Source organism: Flavobacterium sp. (assembly GCF_965262375.1).
Classification (GTDB): domain Bacteria; phylum Bacteroidota; class Bacteroidia; order Flavobacteriales; family Flavobacteriaceae; genus Flavobacterium.
In genome coordinates, this window is sequence record NZ_OZ253527.1 from 2332844 (window position 1) to 2351081 (window position 18238).

Sequence of the window (18238 nt, forward strand, 5' to 3'; positions counted from 1 at the left end):
ATGATATCGTATAATACTAAAGATTGGTTTACATTTATTTTTAAAATTCATAAAGCCGATACCTTTAGGCAACTTTTTCCGTTGATGGTTAGCATTGGCGGTTATGCGGGTTGTGTCGCTTTTTTGGAACTTGAATATTTTCAATTAGCAGAAGATCATAATTTAAAAAACATTCCCATCATGCATAGCATGCTGGGATTTGTTATTTCATTACTCTTGGTTTTTCGCACAAATACCGCTTATGATCGTTGGTGGGAGGGACGCAAACAATGGGGCGCATTAGTCAATAACAGTAGAAATTTAGCAGTTAAATTATCGGCTTTGTTATCTAATAAACAAGATCGTATTTTGTTTAAAAAAGCCATTCCACATTTTGCACAAGCTTTAAGTTTGCATTTAAAAAATGAAAAAATCAGTCAAGAGCTTTTTGAAGAGTTCAATATTAATATTGAAAACAAAAAGCACAAACCCAATCAAATTATCAAATTGATGGTAAAAAAAATTCAGGAGCTGCGAAGTGAAAATAAGTTGACCGATGAGAATATATTATTCATAAATCCTGAGTTAACTTCTTTTTTAGATATTTGTGGCGCCTGCGAACGTATTAAAAACACACCTATACCTTTTTCGTATAGTGTTTTTCTTAAAAAGTTCATATTTTTTTATGTCATGACTTTGCCTTTTGGTTATGTATTTTCTTTAGGATACTATACGATTCCAGTAGTTATGTTTATTTTTTATGTCTTAGCTAGTTTAGAATTAATTGCTGAAGAAATTGAAGAACCTTTTGGTAACGATCAAAATGACTTACCTACTGATAAAATAGCCGAAAATATCAGAAAAAATATTGAAGAAATCTTATAAAATAAAAGACAGTCTATGGAGTTTAGCACTGTCTTTTTTTATTACGTTTCTTTGAAACTTTTAATTCTTATTTTTTAATTCTTATTTTTTAATTTCTGCATTTGCATATGTTGCATCCAATAAATTACAAAATTTTATATCAACGTAAGTTATCCATTTCAGAAATGCCATCGTTTAATTTTAAAAAAAAGGATGTATTTTTCTGAGATGTTTAATTTTTTTGCAGTAAATAAAATCACTTTTCTTTAAAAATTAACACTTCTTCTTTATATTTGGATAAAAACAGTATTAAAATTCAATAAAATGTCTAAATATATTTTATCCTTAGATCAAGGTACAACCAGTAGTCGTTCCATATTGTTTGATTATCAAGGTAATGTGATTGGGGTTGCCCAAAAAGAATTCCAACAAATTTTTCCTTCCCCTGGATGGGTAGAACATGATCCGCTTGAAATTTGGGAAACGCAAAAGGAAACGATGCTCGAGGTTATTGCTACGGCTGGCATATCTGTGAGTCATATTGCAGCAATTGGTATAACAAATCAAAGAGAAACTACTGTGGTTTGGGATAAAAACACTGGAAATCCCATATACAATGCTATAGTATGGCAAGACCGAAGAACTGCCGTATTTTGTGATGAATTGAAAAGCAAAGGGCTTAGTCCGTTTATTCAACAAAAAACAGGTTTAGTCGTTGACGCATATTTTAGTGGAACTAAAGCGAAATGGATATTAGATACTATTCCAGAAGCACGAAAAATGGCCGAAAAAGGAGACTTGCTTTTTGGTACTATTGATACTTGGTTGTTATGGAAACTTACTGAAGGACAAACGCATGCCACAGATGTAAGTAATGCCAGTAGGACTATGTTGTGTAACATTCAAAGTTGTGAGTGGGATACTGAATTATTAGAGATACTTACCATTCCTTCACAAATGTTACCTAAAATATCTAGCAGTAGTGAGGTATATGGATATACTACTTTATTAGATTCTCAAACGCGTATTCCCATTGCAGGAATTGCAGGTGATCAGCAATCGGCATTATTTGGGCAAATGTGTACGCAACCAGGAATGGTTAAAAACACCTATGGAACGGGTTGTTTTATGCTTATGAATACAGGTGAACAACTGGTTCCTTCTCAAAACAACTTATTAACCACCGTAGCTTGGCGCATTAACGGGGTAACGCATTATGCTTTAGAAGGAAGTGTGTTTATTGCAGGTGCTGTGGTACAATGGTTACGTGATGGTTTAGGAATTATTAAATCTTCAGCAGAAGTTGAAAGTTTAGCCCAACAAGTAACTACTACCGATGGCGTATATATTGTGCCAGCTTTTGCAGGTTTAGGAGCTCCATATTGGAATCAACATGCTCGTGGTACTCTTACGGGTTTAACCCGTGGCACTACGAGTGCTCATATAGCTAGAGCATGCCTTGAAAGTATTGCATATCAAACCAGAGATGTATTATTAGCGATGCAAGCAGATAGTTCGATTTATATTAAAGAATTGCGTGTTGATGGTGGAGCCACTGCAAATAATTTATTGATGCAATTTCAATCGGATGTGTTAGATACTAAAGTCATTAGACCTACTATAACTGAGACTACAGCTCTTGGGGCAGCCTATTTAGCTGGCTTGGCTGTAGGTTTTTGGGAAAGTATGGAAGCTTTACAAAATCAATGGCAAATTGATACCGTTTTTGAATCTAGAATGGATAACGAAACCAGAACTCAGTTAAATGAAGGTTGGAAAAAAGCCATTAATGCTTCGGTAGCATTTATTTAAAAGTTGTTAAAGCGAACAGATTATAGCTGCGCTGCATATTTTGAGGCTTTTTTTTTCAAAAACTTAAAAAAATAATCGCACAAGTAATGGACAGATTAACCCAAATTGAAAAATTAAAATTTGACACTCATTTTGATTGTATCATTATTGGGGGAGGTGCAACAGGTTTGGGTTGTGCTATAGACGCGGCATCTCGAGGCTATAAAACTTTGTTATTAGAAAAATATGATTTTGCAAAAGGGACATCAAGTCGCGCTACTAAATTAGTGCACGGTGGTGTTCGTTATTTAGCACAGGGTAATATCAGATTAGTACGTGAAGCACTTTTTGAAAGAGGAAGATTGTTGCGTAATGCTCCTCATGTTTGTCAAAAACTTCCATTTGTAATGCCCGCTTATCATTGGTATGATAAATGGTATTATGGAATGGGGTTATGGGTGTATGAATTTTTATCGAGCAAACTAAGTTTAGGAAAAACTGATTTTTTATCTAAAACAGAAACCTTAGCGCTTTTACCTAGCATCAAAGCTAAAGGATTGTCCGGTGGAATTAAATATTTTGACGGACAATTTGATGATAGTCGATTAGCTATTAACCTAGCACAAACTGCGGTCGAACAGGGTGCGATAGTAATTAATTATTTTGGGGTAACCGATTTTATAAAGCAGGATAATCAAATAATAGGGGTTGTAGCTACTGATATTTTTACTAACGAATCAATACGTTGTACTGCTAAAACCGTAATTAATGCTACGGGGGTATTTGCCGATTCGCTTCTGGTTTTAGCCGAAAAGGAACATGTTAAAACTATTGCTCCATCTCAAGGTATTCACTTAGTTGTTGATCAGCATTTTTTTGAAGGTAAAACAGCGTTAATGATGCCTAAAACTGAAGATGGACGCGTTTTTTTTGTAATCCCATGGCATAACAAATGGATTTTAGGAACTACGGATACTCCTGTATCAGAAGTACATGTTGAACCTAGACCTTTAGAGGAAGAAATTGTTTTTATACTACATCATTTTAATATGTATACTGCTAAAAAATTAGAGCGTTCAGATGTAAAAAGTGTTTTTGTAGGTTTACGACCACTCGTAAAAGTTGAAAATGAAAGCTCTACTGCAGTAATGCCTCGTGATCATGCAGTAAAAGTCTTAGAATCAGGTTTAATACATATAATAGGAGGGAAGTGGACTACCTATAGAAGTATGGCTCAACACGCAATTGATGTGGCTATTGAACATGCAGGTTTGAATTTTGTAAAATGCAAAACAAAACGGCTTCCTATTCACGGTTGTACACCAGTAGTTTCTGACGGACATTTGGCTGTTTATGGCAGCGATAAAGTAGCTATTGAGCAACTAATGCAAAGACAACCCGAATTAAGTTTAAAAATTCATCCCGACTATCCATATACAAAAGCAGAAGTGGTTTGGTTTATTCAAAATGAAATGGCACAAACCCTTGAAGATGTTTTGGCCAGAAGAATAAGATTGTTATTTTTGGATGCTCAAGCAGCCATTGAAGCTGCGGAGATAGTCGCAGAATTGTTTGTAATTGAAATGAAAAAAAGTCAGTTTTGGAAAGAGACTCAATTGACTGAATTTAAAAAACTTGCTTTGCAATATTTAATTAATTAAAACCAAAAACAAAATTATGATAAATCCGTACGTATTTGAATTTGTTGGCACTTTACTGCTCATTTTATTAGGAAACGGTGTGGTGGCTAATGTGGTTCTAAACAAAACTAAAGGTAATAATGGCGGTTGGATAGTGATAACCTTTGGTTGGGCTATTGCTGTATTTGTGGGAGTTTATGTATCAGCAGCTGCTAGTGGAGCACATCTTAACCCGATTGTATCTTTAGCTTTGGCGGCTATGGGGAAATTTGCTTGGTCTGATTTGCCGCTGTATGTTTTAGCACAATTTTTAGGTGCTATGGCAGGTACAACGCTTGTGTTTTTGGCCTATAAACAGCATTATGATGAAACGACTGATGCTGGGCTAATTAAAGCTACTTTTTGTAATGAGCCCGCAATTCGAAACACTTTTCATAACTTATTGACAGAGATTATTACAACCTTTGCCTTAGTATTTGGTATCTTATTTTTAAGTGGTGCAGAGCACACTTTAGGAAGTCTTGATGCTTTACCTGTTGCCTTGTTAGTATTAGGTATCGGGCTTTCATTAGGTGGAGCTACTGGATATGCAATTAATCCAGCACGTGATTTAGGTCCTAGAATTATGCATGCGCTTTTACCTATTAAAAATAAAGGAACGAGTGATTGGGGATATGCTTGGATCCCAGTAATAGGTCCTATTCTTGGAAGTTTACTCGCTGTAGGAGTTTTTCAGCTTTTAGGTGTTTAAAAAAAGCATCGGATTTATTAGTATAATTATTGAATTTACAATTTAAAAGAATTTCCCACACGATAACAACGGTTTATTCAGTTACTTTACCTTTTAACGTTGAGTTTTCAAGTGGGAAATTATTGATTTTTAAAAGATTTATTCTAAATTCTTATCTTCATAAGTATTTAAAGAATTTTAACCTTCCAAGTTATTTTTACCAGCAGGCAGTTCAAAAATTTCTAAATCAAAATAAATAATAGCCGCTAAAATATGGTCAAAAATATCACTCATTATGTATTCGTAGTTTTCAAAACGCTTATCGTTCGAAAAACAATAAATCTCTAAAGGAATACCATATTGAGTAGGTTGCAATTGACGACACAACAAAATCATATCTTTATTTAACCCAGGATAATTTTCCAAATATTTGGTGATATATTTTCTAAATAACCCGAAATTTGTCAAATTACGACCATTTATTGATAAAGATTTGTCTATTTCATGTAAGTTGTTATGACGTTTAATGTCAACTTGTTTTTTTTGTATATAATTAGTTAACAGTTGAATACGGTTAAAATCCTCAAGTTCTTCTTCACGTATAAAACGTATCGAATTGGCTTTGATTAAAATATGTCGTTTAATGCGTCTTCCGTCCGAATTTATCATACCACGCCAGTTTCTAAAGCTATCAGAAATTAAGCTGTAAGTAGGAATTGTAGTAATAGTATGATCAAAATTTCGGACTTTAAGCGTAGTCAAGTTAATTTCAATAACATCCCCATCGGCTCCAAATTTATCCATCGTGATCCAATCACCAATTCGAATCAAATCGTTAGCAGATACTTGAACTGAAGCTACAAAACCTAAAATAGTATCCCTGAAAATTAAAATGACTAAAGCAGAAACTGCTCCTAGTGTTTTTACTAAAGTATCCGTACTCACATCAAAAATTTTAGCAACAATGGTTATTGCTCCCAAAATCCATAACAGAATCATAATAACCTGTAGATAACTATCTATAGGTTTATCCATGTATTCAGGCTTGGTTTTTAAATAATCACGAATAGCTTTTAAAATAGAAATTACAATCCATAAAGTCAATAACACAATATATACACCAACTAAACGACCAAAAATAGTCTCCCAAGAGTTGAAATCATCGAGTATGACTGGTACCACTTTATAAATGTAAATCAGCGGAATAAGATGAGACATATACTTTGCTGTTTCATTTGAAATCAGCAAATCATCAAATTTTGTTCGTGTTTTTTGGGCTACAATGGCCATTCCAGTAACTAAAACAAAACGACAAACTAGATAAATAAGATAAACAATACCGCTTAGTAAAGCAATATTTACCAATAGTCCTATATAAGATTCAACAGTAGTATTGAAATCAAATTTTTCGAAAAATTTATAAACCCAGCCAAATATTTTTTCCGTCTTCTCAAACATTTTTTAAATATTTTTTTTCAATATAAAAAGTTCCCAATGGTATTAATGAACCTATTAAAATCTCTAACATAGTTTTATCATTCCAGCCTTGTGGTTTTCTAAGTTTCAAAGCTAAAAATACATAAGCGATAAACAAAACCCCATGAGTCATTCCAAATGGGAATAACAAAGTTTTATACAAACTCATATTCGTTGGTTTGATTGCTAACATGTTGAATAAGATGATAATATACGAAATACCCTCTAATAAGGCTACATACCTAAAATTTCTAAGCATAAGATTTGAAAATATACTGCAAAGTAAAGCAAAGTTTGGCAAGAAATCTACTGCAAAATAAGGCTTTCGAGTTAAATATTATATAAATTTTATTTTTTAAAAAAAAGTGGGGATAACCGTTTTTTAGACGTAATTTTGCAAAAATTCCAAAATAGGTATGACACGTAGCGATTTAGACCCCGTTAAAGCAGAGAAAAAAACACTTTACGACTATCAGTCGCGAGATATTAACACCATATTTGACCGTATGGATAATACCCAACCCAACTTCCGATTGTTGTATCAATTGCCAACAGGAGGGGGGAAGACGGTAATTTTCTCGGAAATCGTGCGTCGTTATATAGAAACGCATCAAAAAAAAGTAGTTGTACTGACTCACCGCATTGAGTTGTGCAAACAGACTTCTAAAATGCTTGATACCTTTGGAGTAAAAAATAAAATTATCAATTCTAAAGTTAAAGAATTACCTGATCAAGACGAGTTTGAATGTTTTGTGGCTATGGTTGAGACTTTAAAAAATCGTTTAAATGACGACTTGTTACAAATTGATAATGTGGGACTTGTAATTATTGACGAAGCCCATTATAATTCATTCCGAAAATTATTAAATCGTTTTAAAAACTCATTTATTTTAGGGGTTACTGCGACTCCTTTAAGTTCTAATATCGAGCTTCCTATGTATGAAAATTACAAGGAATTAATAGTTGGTGATCCAATTAAAAAACTGATTGACAATGGTTTCTTGGCTAAAGCAACCACCTATAGTTATGATGTAACGTTGTCGAGTTTAAAAGTTGGAATTAATGGTGATTATACTGTAAAATCTTCTGACGAATTGTATTCGCAATTAGATATGCAATCCAAATTATTGAGCGCCTACGAAGAAAAATCGAAAGGGAAAAAGACTTTGATTTTCAACAATGGTATCAATACGTCTTTATATGTTTACGAAACGTTCAAAAAAGCAGGATATGATATTCGTCATTTAGATAATACAACGAGTACCGAAGAACGTAAAGATATATTGAAATGGTTTAAGCATACGCCTAACGCAATTTTATCATCGGTAGGAATCCTAACCACTGGTTTTGATGAGCCTACCGTAGAGTCAATCATTATCAATAGAGCTACAAAATCGATTACTTTATATTTTCAAATGATTGGTCGTGGTTCTAGAAGATTGCCAAATAAACATGAATTTTCTATCATTGATTTAGGAAATAATGCAGCACGTTTTGGCTTATGGGACGACCCAATTGATTGGCAACATATTTTTAAATCTCCTGAATATTATTTAGAAAATTTACGTTCAGACGCTGAAATTGAGCGTTATTTCAAATATGAAATGCCGGCAGATGTACGTGAATTATTTAAAAATACTTTAGAAGTTGAATTTGATATCGAAGAAGAATTCAATAAAGCTTTAGCTAAAAATTTACGACCAAAAATTGTAATTGATGATTCTATACAACAACATGCAGGATTGTGTGTGGATAATGCCGAAGAATTAAACGAAGCTAAACAATTAGCTAAATATTTGAGCGAAGATATTGAATACCGTGTAAAAATATTTTGCCGTTGCTTAGCAAATTCTACAAAAAATTACCGTGATTGGTTGGTTGATGACTATAAAACCCGTTTGCAAGTGGCTATTGGTAAATTGTACCGTGAGCGTCTTTTTGCTATGGAAGATTAACCACATAAATGAACTATAATTTATATTATGTAAAATAGAAAATTTTCTATAATCCTTTTCTGTATTATTTTGAAATTGTTAGTACTTTTACTTTCACAGTAAAACACCTCTGTTATGAAAAATTCGATTGCAGAAAGTATTGCCAATTTCTTAAAAGATTTCAAACCATTCAGTTTTTTAACTTTTGAAGATTTAACTGAAATTGCAAAATTTATAAAAGTCATCCATTTAGATAAGAAACAACAATTGTTTCAAATTAACGATGCGTTACATGATAGTTTTTATGTTGTCAATTCAGGCGTAATTCATTTAACCGTTGTTTCAGATGCAGAGGAAACGCTTTTAAACAAATGTTATCCAGGTGATGTTTTTGGGTTGCGTCCTTTTTTTGCTAAAAACAATTATCAAATGACTTCGAAGGCTAACGAAGAAGCCATCCTTTTTGCCATTCCTATTGACAGAGTTCGCCCATATGTGATTAATAATTCACAAGTTTTAAACTTTTTATTAGAAAGTTTTGCTTTAAATTCTAATAATCCTTCAGATAATGAACGTCGAGAATTATTGGCTGAAAATGCACAACTATCTGAATTTCAGAATGATTTTTCATTTATACAGACTTTAAATTATAATAAAACACCTTTATTGGTGCAACAGGATCAAACCATTCGTGAAGTTGCTTTAGCAATGACTGACCAATTGTTAGACAATGCTTTTGTTATCGAAGAAAACAAATTGGTTGGAATTGTTACTGATGCTGATTTCCGATACAAGGTGGCTACAGGCAAACACGCCATTCAATCACATGTGTATAAAATAATGACTTTTCCTGTGATTACTGTAGCTGAGAATATTTCCCTAGCAGAGGCTCAATTAGTAATGCTTTCTAATAAAGTACATCACTTATGCGTAACGCTCGATGGTACACCGCATTCGGAAGTAAAAGGTGTGATTACCCAAAATGATTTGGTGCAAGCGCAAGCAAATTCACCCGGAGTTTTGATAAAAGAAGCAAAACGTGCAACTAATGCTACCGATTTGCGCATAGTTTACAATTCAATGGCGTCGATGATGCAACAAGCTTTAACCAAAAACATTCCGCTGCAACATTTATACAACGTGGCGGGTGAAATTACTTTGGCACTGGTTTCCAGAGCCATTGAGTTGGCTATATTAGAATTAGGCTCCCCTCCTGTTGCTTTTGCCTTCTTAAGTGTTGGTAGTCAAGGGCGTAAAGAGCAATTGCTTTTAACAGACCACGATAATATATTGATATACAACGATGTTGACATTCAACAAGCACGCAATGTAAAGTTTTACTTTAGCCAGTTGGCCAAACGTACCGCTGAGATTTTAGAGCGTGTGGGGTATAAACATTGCAATTTTGGTAATAGTATTACTAATGAAAAATGGTGTAAACCGTTGTCAGAATGGGTCGCTCAATACCAAAATTGGATGAAAGCACCTGGTGAATATACTAATGAACATTGTTCTATTTTCTTTGATTATGAATTTGTATATGGTGACCAGAGTTTTGAAACAGCTATAACAGAAGCCATTTTTAAAGAAAAAAATAAAGTTTTATTTCTTGATTATTTAGGAAATGATGCTTTGAAAAAACCTGCTCCATTGAATTTCTTCAAAAAATTCAACGAAGAAGACAGCGGTCCTTTTTATGGGAAATTTAATATTAAGGAAAAAGGCTTGAACCAATTGGTAGACATAGCGCGCTTGTTGGCCATTCATTTTGGATTGAAAGGAATAAACAATACTTTTTCTCGTTATAAAGAATTGATTATTAAAAATCCAGAAAATGCTGAAACTTATCGTCAAGCATCAGAAACTTTTTTATTGCTGTCCCGTTATCGTACCATGGAAGGCTTGAATAATGACACTACTGGTGAATATATCGATGTGGAACATTTGCCAAAAGTAGAAAAAGAACGCTTGAAAGAGGCTTTGGCTATTTTAAAAGATTTAGAAGAAATCGTAAAAGATACATTTCAATTAACACAATTTTCATAAAATGCTCGATTGGTTAAAACATTTAGGTAAAGAATATCCTGATTTTTGGAAAAATTATTTGTCTCAATTAGAAACACCTTCCACGCGTAAGGTGGCACTTCATATTGAAACTACAGGACTCAATCCTTCCAAAGATAAGATACTTGCCATTGGTGCAGTCGCTATTGAAAATAACCAGATTGTAGTGGAGCAAAGTTTAGAAATTGATTTGGATAGTGAAAAAATTATCAATGCCAAGGAATTGACCTACGAAGAAGCGCAAGCCGTTGAAGCTTTGATTCATTTTATAGGTAATGCTACTTTAGTTGGACATCGTATACATTATGATATTGAAATTATCAATGAATATTTATCAAAATTGCACAGTGGTCGTATCAAAAATAACCTGCTTGATGTAGAAGTGATGCAAACTCGAATTTTAGATTTGGCATCTAAACAATTTTCATTAGAAGAACTACTCACCTATTATAAAATAAAAAACCCCGAGGTACACACCTCAGGGAATTCAGCTTATGCAATCGCACTTTTATTTTTAAAAATGCGAGGAAAATTAAAATTATAACTTGATTAAATGGTAATTCGAAACTGAGTTACCATTTTTTATTTTCAGCAAATAATTTCCTTTTGTTAATCCATCAATATTGTATTTATCTTGTTTTTTATCAAAACTCATCATTTTTTGACCTAAAACATTTAAAATTTCTATAGCTACAGTTTCGTTTGATAAACCATCGATACTCAATTCATTTTGAACAGGCATTGGATAAACTTTAAATTCTGTTGAATTAAATTTTTCAGAATTTAAAAAAGTATAATTAAAACAAGAACTTGTCAAAGTTTCCCCAACATCATTAAGCATGCTTACAGCATAATTACCCGATTGTTGTGGCGTGAAATATTGATTGTTTTCACCAACAATTGTTGTATTTGCATTATCACAATCCATCCAAGTATAATTATTTGATGTTAAATTTGCTTTTAATGCATTGCCTTCTTGACTAATCATTAAGTTTGGATTACAACTCACATTAAATGTTTGTGTCAATTTGTTACAATTTGCAGAAGTACATTCTACAATATATGTACCCGCTTGATTTACAGTTAATGTTTTAGAATTGGCTATAGTATTGTTATTTATATCATGCCAAGAATATGAATTATATCCATCTACTTTAGGATCTAAAACTATGGGTTGGTTTTTATCACATAATAAAACACTTGAAGTATAATTGCAGTTTTCAACATTTACTGTATACCTAGACGGCAAATTATTAGGTAAACCACAATCTGCATAAGCACTAGAACTTGGCTCATTAATAATTTCAATTTGTGATAAACTGCCTCTATAACTAGCAAAAGTCATATTTGCAATTTGATTACTGCATGCATCCTTATAATTTTCACAAAACGGACTTAATTCAAAGTCAAATGTTATTTTTGGAGAAGAGTTGAAATAATACTCTTTTGTTAACGTAAAAACCAATTCTCGTGTCGCTGAATTGTAAGTTGAAGTAAAACCTGTTGGTAAATTAAAATTAGATGGTGGTAGTATATTTAGTGGAAGTATTGTTTTTAAAACTAGCTTATCTAAAATATCATTTCCTTTATACACTAATTCTAATTCTCTTGTATATTTTTGTCCAAGTTGAAGATCTCCAGTCACATCAATTCCATATAAATCTTTCAATTTATCTAATACATATAACTTAGGTTCATGGTACTCAAAAGCTAAAGCATTTGAGAAAATGAAATAGACATCGCCTTGATCTATAGATTTCATATCAATACTTGACGTAGAGTTGTAGATAACTGAATTAGCAGGATTGCTAATAAAGCCTTTTGCTATATCAAAACCTAAAGTATTTTGACTTGAGGGAAATCGATTAGTAAAGCTACCACTAGTATTAGTTATGGAGCTACAGAAAAGATTGTCAGATTGTCTTGATGTTAAACTTAATGGATTGTTATTTATATTTAACCTATCACCAATAATCCCCAAATCACCTTCAAGAGCACACATACCGAAAGTAGCATTTACCGGCCCTGTACGAGGTGTTAAAATTCCTTGTAAACTATAATTTATGCTTTGTTCTCCTAGATTTGCTATAAAACCATTAAAAAGTGTAATATTTTTTTTAGTGAGCAAAGGGTTTTCGTAGATAAGGTATAAAGACCAACCCGCACTATAACCACTTGCTTGATGTAAACCCGTACTGGCTACTACATTGGCTACTGTATAATTCCCTTCAGGATTTGAAGCATTAATATATGGGGTAACATCTGCATAACTTGCATAAGGCTTGGATGATATTGTATTAGTAACGACTGAATCATAAATAAGCTGACCTTCAATATCAATATAAGTAGTTGTTCCTGGAACCTTAAACTTTACTTTATAAATGTTTGAGCGATCGGTTCCTTCGTAAGTTGCCGACCAATACAAATAAGCTTTCTTGATTTTACTGCAATTTCTTGCATTATTCGGTAATTGGTATACCGCTGAACTTGAAGCATAAGTAGTTGGATCAGCATCTATATCAACATTAACCATAACCCTATAATGATTCATACCAGAACCATTATAAGCTGATGTTTGATGAACGGATAAAATATTATTCCCTATAATATCAAAATCACCATTTAAAGTTTTTGAGAATATGATATTGAAAGGTTGTAAAACTTGTCCATAATTAAGCACTGAAAAAAAGAGTGCTAAAATTGTCAAAAATTTATTTTTCATTAATTTATAATTTTCCGGCTTGTATTTCTTCAATCACTTCTGGGTTTAATAAAGTTGATGTATCACCAAAATCAGTAGTATCGCCTGCTGCTATGTTACGTAAAATACGACGCATGATTTTCCCTGAACGTGTTTTAGGTAGATTACTCACAAATTGAATTTTATCTAATTTAGCAATGGGACCTATTTGGTCTGCAATAATCTGATTGATTTCTATTTTTAAATTTTCACGGTCACGACTTTCACCAGTTTCTTTCAAAACCACATAACCATATAGTGCATTACCTTTTATTTCATGTGGAAAACCTACAATAGCACTTTCTGCAATGGCAGGATGCTCGGTGATAGAGTCTTCAATAGGAGCCGTTCCTAAATTATGCCCCGATACAATAATCACATCATCTACCCTACCTGTAATACGATAATAGCCTACTTCATCACGCGTAGCGCCGTCACCCGTAAAATAATTACCTGGATATTGTGAAAAATAAGTTTCTTTAAAACGCTCATGGTCACCCCAAATGGTGCGTGCGATACTCGGCCAAGGAAATTTAATACATAAACTTCCAGCTTGATTTCCTACTATTTCTTTACCATTTTCATCTAACAAAACGGGTTGCACCCCTGGTAAAGGTAAAGTTGCATAACGCGGTTTAGTAGGCGTCATATAAGGAATAGGTGCAATCATGATACCACCTGTTTCTGTCTGCCACCAAGTGTCAACTACAGGACAACGCTTCCCTCCCACATGGTCATAGTACCAATGCCAAGCTTCCTCATTGATGGGCTCACCCACAGAACCAATAACTTTTAATGATTTTAAAGGAAAAGGTTGTACATAATCTAAGCTTTCTTTAGCTAAGGAACGAATCGCTGTAGGTGCAGTGTAGAACTGTGTTATTTTATGTTTTTCGATTATTTGCCAGTAGCGAGAAAAATCTGGATAAGATGGAATCCCTTCAAACATTACAGTAGTCGCACCATTTAATAAAGGACCATATAAGGCATATGAATGTCCAGTAATCCAACCAAGATCAGCTGTACACCAATAGATATCTCCATCATTATAGTTGAAAACATTTTTGAATGTATAAGCGGTGTACACCATGTATCCAGCGGTAGTGTGCAACATACCTTTTGGTTTACCTGTCGAACCTGAAGTATATAGAATAAACAACGGATCTTCTGCATCCATAACTTCTGGTGTACTAGTATCTTGAGCATTGTCGAGCAAAGGTTGCAACCACTGGTCACGACCTGCCATCATGTCAACAGTTTCATGAGTTCTTTTTACAACCAAAACGTTTTTAACCGAATGGCACTTCCATAAAGCCTCATCTACAATAGATTTCAATGGCGTAATCTTATCCCCACGAAATCCACCATCGGCTGTAATTACCATTTTAGCCTCGCAATCATTAATTCGTTCTCCCAAAGCACCAGCAGAAAATCCTGCGAAAACCACCGAATGAATTGCTCCTATACGTGCACATGCTAAAACCGCAATAGCTAACTCAGGAATCATTGGCAGATAAATACATACCCTATCCCCTTTTTGAATTCCTTGGTCACGTAGCACATTGGCCATCTTTGAAACTCGTGCATACAACTCATTATAAGTAATTTTTTGTGCAGCTTCATCAGGATTATTAGGTTCAAAAATTATAGCAGTTTTATCACCACGACGGCTTAAATGACGGTCAATACAGTTTTTAGTAATATTTACTTTAGCATCGATAAACCATTTGAATTGCGCTTCTTGCATATCAAAATCAAAAACTTTATCCCATTTTTGATACCAAACAAAGTTTTCATCGGCTACTTTGTCCCAAAATTTTTTGGGTTCACGTACCGATTTTTTATACATTTTAAAATAATTCTCTAAGTCTTTGATAGCGTAATAACTCATAAAAAGTCTTTTGAAATTTTAGTTTTTTTTGAAAAAAATATATTTCTAGTTTAACAGAAATAAGCTGGCAAATTTACCACAAATTAAGGAAGTTACCCAAATTAAAATTGCATATTTGATTTTATAACGATTTTTTAAAATAAAAAAGAGAGCTCTACGGACTCTCTTTAAGTATTTGGATATATTATTTAATCTTTTCTGCTTAATAAAATACGTAAGACATACCAAAACAAAAGCATAATAGATGCAAACAATTGTAACGAAGCTCCAACATATTGATTGGTCGTATATTGTTCTTTTAATTGCTGCGTTTGATAGAGTATACTTCCTGAGGCTAAAACAACCATTCCTACAGAAAACCATAATCCTAAATTGAAACCAAACAATGCACCTGCTACTATAGTTCCTAAAGAAACAAAACCACCAATAGTGATAATAGTTCTCAAAAATGAAAAGTCAGTTTTAGAAAATAATGCCACAGCTGTTAAACCTGAAAACATAAATAAAGTAATCATTGCAGCTGGCATGATCACATTTGAATCTGAATAAACAGTGGCTAAGGCTATCATGGGTAAGAAAATGATTGCTTCTAAAATTACATATAAACCTAACCCTAAATATTGTTTTTGTTGAGAAGGATGAAATGCCAGATTATTTGATAAAGTTGATCCTAACCAAAATAAACCCAAAATAAAAAGCCAAACATATTTACCGCCTAGCATAGTAAAAATTAAATTTTCAGGAAGAAAATTAATTAAAAAAGTCTCCACCATTACAAATGCAAGTATAGCACCTGCCACATGTAGATACGTTTTTTTGAAAAATTCAGCTTGCTCAACCTGAGAAACTCTTGATACTAAGTCGTTTTGTGAATACATAAGTGAAATTTTTAGTTTTTCGAATATACAATTAAATCCTGATTTCAAAAAATGAAACTCAGTTTTAGTCATTTTTTCTTTAAATATAAAAGTTGGTAGATGAATTTCTTCCTGATTAGTCTATGCAATATTAATACTAGCATTTGCAATAATAATAACCGTAGAATTTTTTCTACAAACTTAATTTTGCCTTATAATCAAAAAGTTACAAGCTCTGTTTAAAAATAACTTTAAGTTTAATTATATAACAATAACTAGATTTTTGTTTGTAATCACTCTGAAAAATAAAAAAAATGTAAAAAAAACCGAAAGTTTTTTTACACACTTACGTCTGATACTAGAGTAAAAAGCAATTTTTTACAATACAAACAATAACCTTAATTACATAACAATGAAAAAAAGAAAATTATTAGGAACAACCCTTGCATTAACGGCATTTATTACAACAGCAAATGCACAATCGGTAGGTGCTGACTGGGGGAGCAATTATGACAACTTATTAGTTAATAAAGATGCAACGAACCATTGGGGACAAATCCGTTTACAAACCAATCAAAAAGCATTTACTTTTTCAAATTTTACAGATCGTTTAGCTTTAAATGTAACCAGTGGAACGAATTGGGACGTTTATGGTACCGAAATTTTTAGAGTGAAAGAAAATGGAGATGTAGGTTTAGGTAATGTAAGCAATCCTAGGGCTGAACTACATTTTCCTAACACTATGGATAATCGCAAATTAATTTTATGGCAAGATGCTGATAACGATGTACAATTTAGTGGTTTTGGTATTAACGATGCAGCGCTAAGATATCAAGCTACTAAAGATCACGTATTTTATAATGTAGTGAACGAAAGTACCTCCCGCGAAAGTTTGAGAATTGCACGTTCAGGAAATGTAGGAATTGGTGGTATTACCACACCTGAACAAAATTTACATGTAAAAAACAATGCTTTAATCAGTAATTTATTTATAGGCGATGTGGGACTTGGAACTTCATGGGCAAGTATTGCTAATAATGCTAAAAAAACCAATACGACTTTTACTCTAGCTAGTAGTAATGATGGTAAATATACGGTTATTAATAAAGAAAACACTAACGATGGATATATCGGTTTTAGAGTTGGTAATCAAGATAAAATGGTTGTTTCTAACAGTGGAAAATTAGGATTAGGAACTATTACTCCTAATGGAGAATTACAATTTGCAAACAATTATAATACTAAAAAAATTGTATTATGGGAAGATGCCTCTAATGATCATCAATTTTATGGATTTGGAACTAATGCGGGTACTTTACGTTACCAATCTAATAATGATCATGTATTTTATAGTGCAACGGGTGCTACAGATTCGAAAGAAACGCTTAGAATTTTTAAAAATGGTGGTATACAAACCGATAAAGTAATTTTAAGTATTGGAAGTTTTCCTGACTATGTTTTTGAAGATACCTACAAATTAATGCCTTTGGAAGAAGTTGCTACTTATATTAACTCACACAAACATTTGCCTAATATTCCTTCTGAAAAAGAAATGATAGCATCAGGTTTAGACGTGACAAAATTGAGTACAAAAATGGTTGAAAAAATTGAAGAACTAACCTTGTACACGATTCAACAAAACGATAAAATCAAATCGCTGGAAAAAATGATTGAAAGTTTGATGAAACGTTTAGATCAAATTGAGCAAAAAACTGCATTGCAAAAATAAACGGACTAAAGGCATTTAAAATGAAAACATTTATAACAATTTTGCTATGCTGTTGCTATAGTTGGTTACAAGCACAGGATACTAACCTTTATGTCTTTTATCAAGAAAGTAGTACTAAAAAAAATGTAATAGGCATTAATAAGGAAACCTTGAAGCCGGTTATTGTTGAAAAAGCAACTACGGATACAGATACCTATTTTGATGGCTTTATCATAAAACCTTCTGAAGATCCTAGATATGTATATCTAATTGCTGCTCAAAAAAACAATTTGTATTTGAGACGCAATAACGGTGTTATAGAATATAAAGATATAACTACAGATACTTCTAATTTGAGCTATCAATGGGAAATACAATATTTTGGTCTGCCCTATGTAGCTATTGTGAATCCTTTAATTCCTAAAAGGGCATTGCATATTGAAAATCAAAACTTAATTATAAAGGAAGTACAAAGTGTCAACTGGGGATTAACTAATAATTCTGACACTAAGGGGGATGCTTATCGTTTCAAAATCAAAAAAATAAGCAACACGTTTTAATTAC

General features: G+C 32.9%; 14 protein-coding genes. 9 read left to right on the forward strand and 5 right to left on the reverse strand.

Annotation, left to right across the window (positions count from 1 at the left end):
* The 4 genes from ACQY29_RS10820 (at nucleotide 1) to ACQY29_RS10835 (ending at nucleotide 5025) form a co-directional block, all read left to right on the forward strand.
* A complete protein-coding gene (locus ACQY29_RS10820; protein WP_428225196.1) occupies nucleotides 1–864 on the forward strand; it encodes a bestrophin family protein in 864 nt (287 codons plus the stop codon).
* Between the two features lie 303 nt (nucleotides 865–1167).
* Nucleotides 1168–2655 (forward strand): glycerol kinase GlpK, encoded by a 1488-nt coding sequence (gene glpK / locus ACQY29_RS10825; RefSeq protein ID WP_428225197.1) that lies wholly within the window; start codon nucleotides 1168–1170, stop codon nucleotides 2653–2655.
* 86 nt (nucleotides 2656–2741) lie between these two features.
* A complete protein-coding gene (locus ACQY29_RS10830; RefSeq protein WP_428225198.1) occupies nucleotides 2742–4295 on the forward strand; it encodes an FAD-dependent oxidoreductase in 1554 nt (517 codons plus the stop codon).
* Nucleotides 4296–4314: 19 nt separating this feature from the next.
* Entirely contained in the window at nucleotides 4315–5025 is a 711-nt protein-coding gene (locus ACQY29_RS10835) for an MIP/aquaporin family protein (protein WP_428225910.1), read from the forward strand.
* Between the two features lie 177 nt (nucleotides 5026–5202).
* Here the strand turns inward: ACQY29_RS10835 and ACQY29_RS10840 are convergent, their stop codons facing one another.
* Complete coding sequence (locus ACQY29_RS10840) at nucleotides 5203–6462, reverse strand: mechanosensitive ion channel family protein (protein ID WP_428225199.1); 1260 nt, start codon at nucleotides 6460–6462, stop codon at nucleotides 5203–5205.
* Nucleotides 6455–6739 (reverse strand): DUF3817 domain-containing protein, encoded by a 285-nt coding sequence (locus tag ACQY29_RS10845; RefSeq protein ID WP_428225200.1) that lies wholly within the window; start codon nucleotides 6737–6739, stop codon nucleotides 6455–6457. Before ACQY29_RS10845 ends, ACQY29_RS10840 begins: the two co-directional genes overlap by 8 nt.
* Before the next feature lie 157 nt (nucleotides 6740–6896).
* Here ACQY29_RS10845 and ACQY29_RS10850 point away from each other — a divergent pair, with 157 nt between their 5' ends.
* The 3 genes from ACQY29_RS10850 to ACQY29_RS10860 all read left to right on the forward strand — a co-directional run bounded on the left by ACQY29_RS10850 (nucleotide 6897) and on the right by ACQY29_RS10860 (nucleotide 11022).
* Nucleotides 6897–8435 (forward strand): DEAD/DEAH box helicase, encoded by a 1539-nt coding sequence (locus tag ACQY29_RS10850; protein ID WP_428225201.1) that lies wholly within the window; start codon nucleotides 6897–6899, stop codon nucleotides 8433–8435.
* 114 nt (nucleotides 8436–8549) lie between these two features.
* Nucleotides 8550–10460: a DUF294 nucleotidyltransferase-like domain-containing protein gene (locus tag ACQY29_RS10855; RefSeq protein ID WP_428225202.1), complete on the forward strand. Its 1911-nt coding sequence runs from the start codon at nucleotides 8550–8552 to the stop codon at nucleotides 10458–10460.
* 1 nt (nucleotide 10461) lies between these two features.
* Complete coding sequence (locus ACQY29_RS10860) at nucleotides 10462–11022, forward strand: exonuclease domain-containing protein (protein ID WP_428225203.1); 561 nt, start codon at nucleotides 10462–10464, stop codon at nucleotides 11020–11022.
* Here the strand turns inward: ACQY29_RS10860 and ACQY29_RS10865 are convergent.
* From ACQY29_RS10865 to ACQY29_RS10875, 3 genes are all read right to left on the reverse strand, one after another.
* Nucleotides 11017–13200 (reverse strand): T9SS type A sorting domain-containing protein, encoded by a 2184-nt coding sequence (locus ACQY29_RS10865; RefSeq protein ID WP_428225204.1) that lies wholly within the window; start codon nucleotides 13198–13200, stop codon nucleotides 11017–11019. The two genes, ACQY29_RS10860 and ACQY29_RS10865, sit on opposite strands and share 6 nt — an antisense overlap.
* A gap of 4 nt (nucleotides 13201–13204) precedes the next feature.
* The gene (acs, locus tag ACQY29_RS10870) at nucleotides 13205–15109 is read right to left on the reverse strand and encodes an acetate--CoA ligase (RefSeq protein ID WP_428225205.1); all 1905 of its coding nucleotides are present in this window, start codon (nucleotides 15107–15109) and stop codon (nucleotides 13205–13207) included.
* Between the two features lie 188 nt (nucleotides 15110–15297).
* Nucleotides 15298–15987 (reverse strand): Bax inhibitor-1/YccA family protein, encoded by a 690-nt coding sequence (locus tag ACQY29_RS10875; RefSeq protein ID WP_428225207.1) that lies wholly within the window; start codon nucleotides 15985–15987, stop codon nucleotides 15298–15300.
* A gap of 391 nt (nucleotides 15988–16378) precedes the next feature.
* On the opposite strand from ACQY29_RS10875, the gene ACQY29_RS10880 reads away from it, so the two are divergent.
* Together ACQY29_RS10880 and ACQY29_RS10885 are read left to right on the forward strand one after the other, a co-directional pair.
* The gene (locus ACQY29_RS10880) at nucleotides 16379–17695 is read left to right on the forward strand and encodes a hypothetical protein (RefSeq protein WP_428225208.1); all 1317 of its coding nucleotides are present in this window, start codon (nucleotides 16379–16381) and stop codon (nucleotides 17693–17695) included.
* A 20-nt stretch (nucleotides 17696–17715) separates the two neighbouring features.
* The gene (locus ACQY29_RS10885; RefSeq protein WP_428225209.1) at nucleotides 17716–18234 is read left to right on the forward strand and encodes an RICIN domain-containing protein; all 519 of its coding nucleotides are present in this window, start codon (nucleotides 17716–17718) and stop codon (nucleotides 18232–18234) included.
* Nucleotides 18235–18238: the final 4 nt, after the last annotated feature.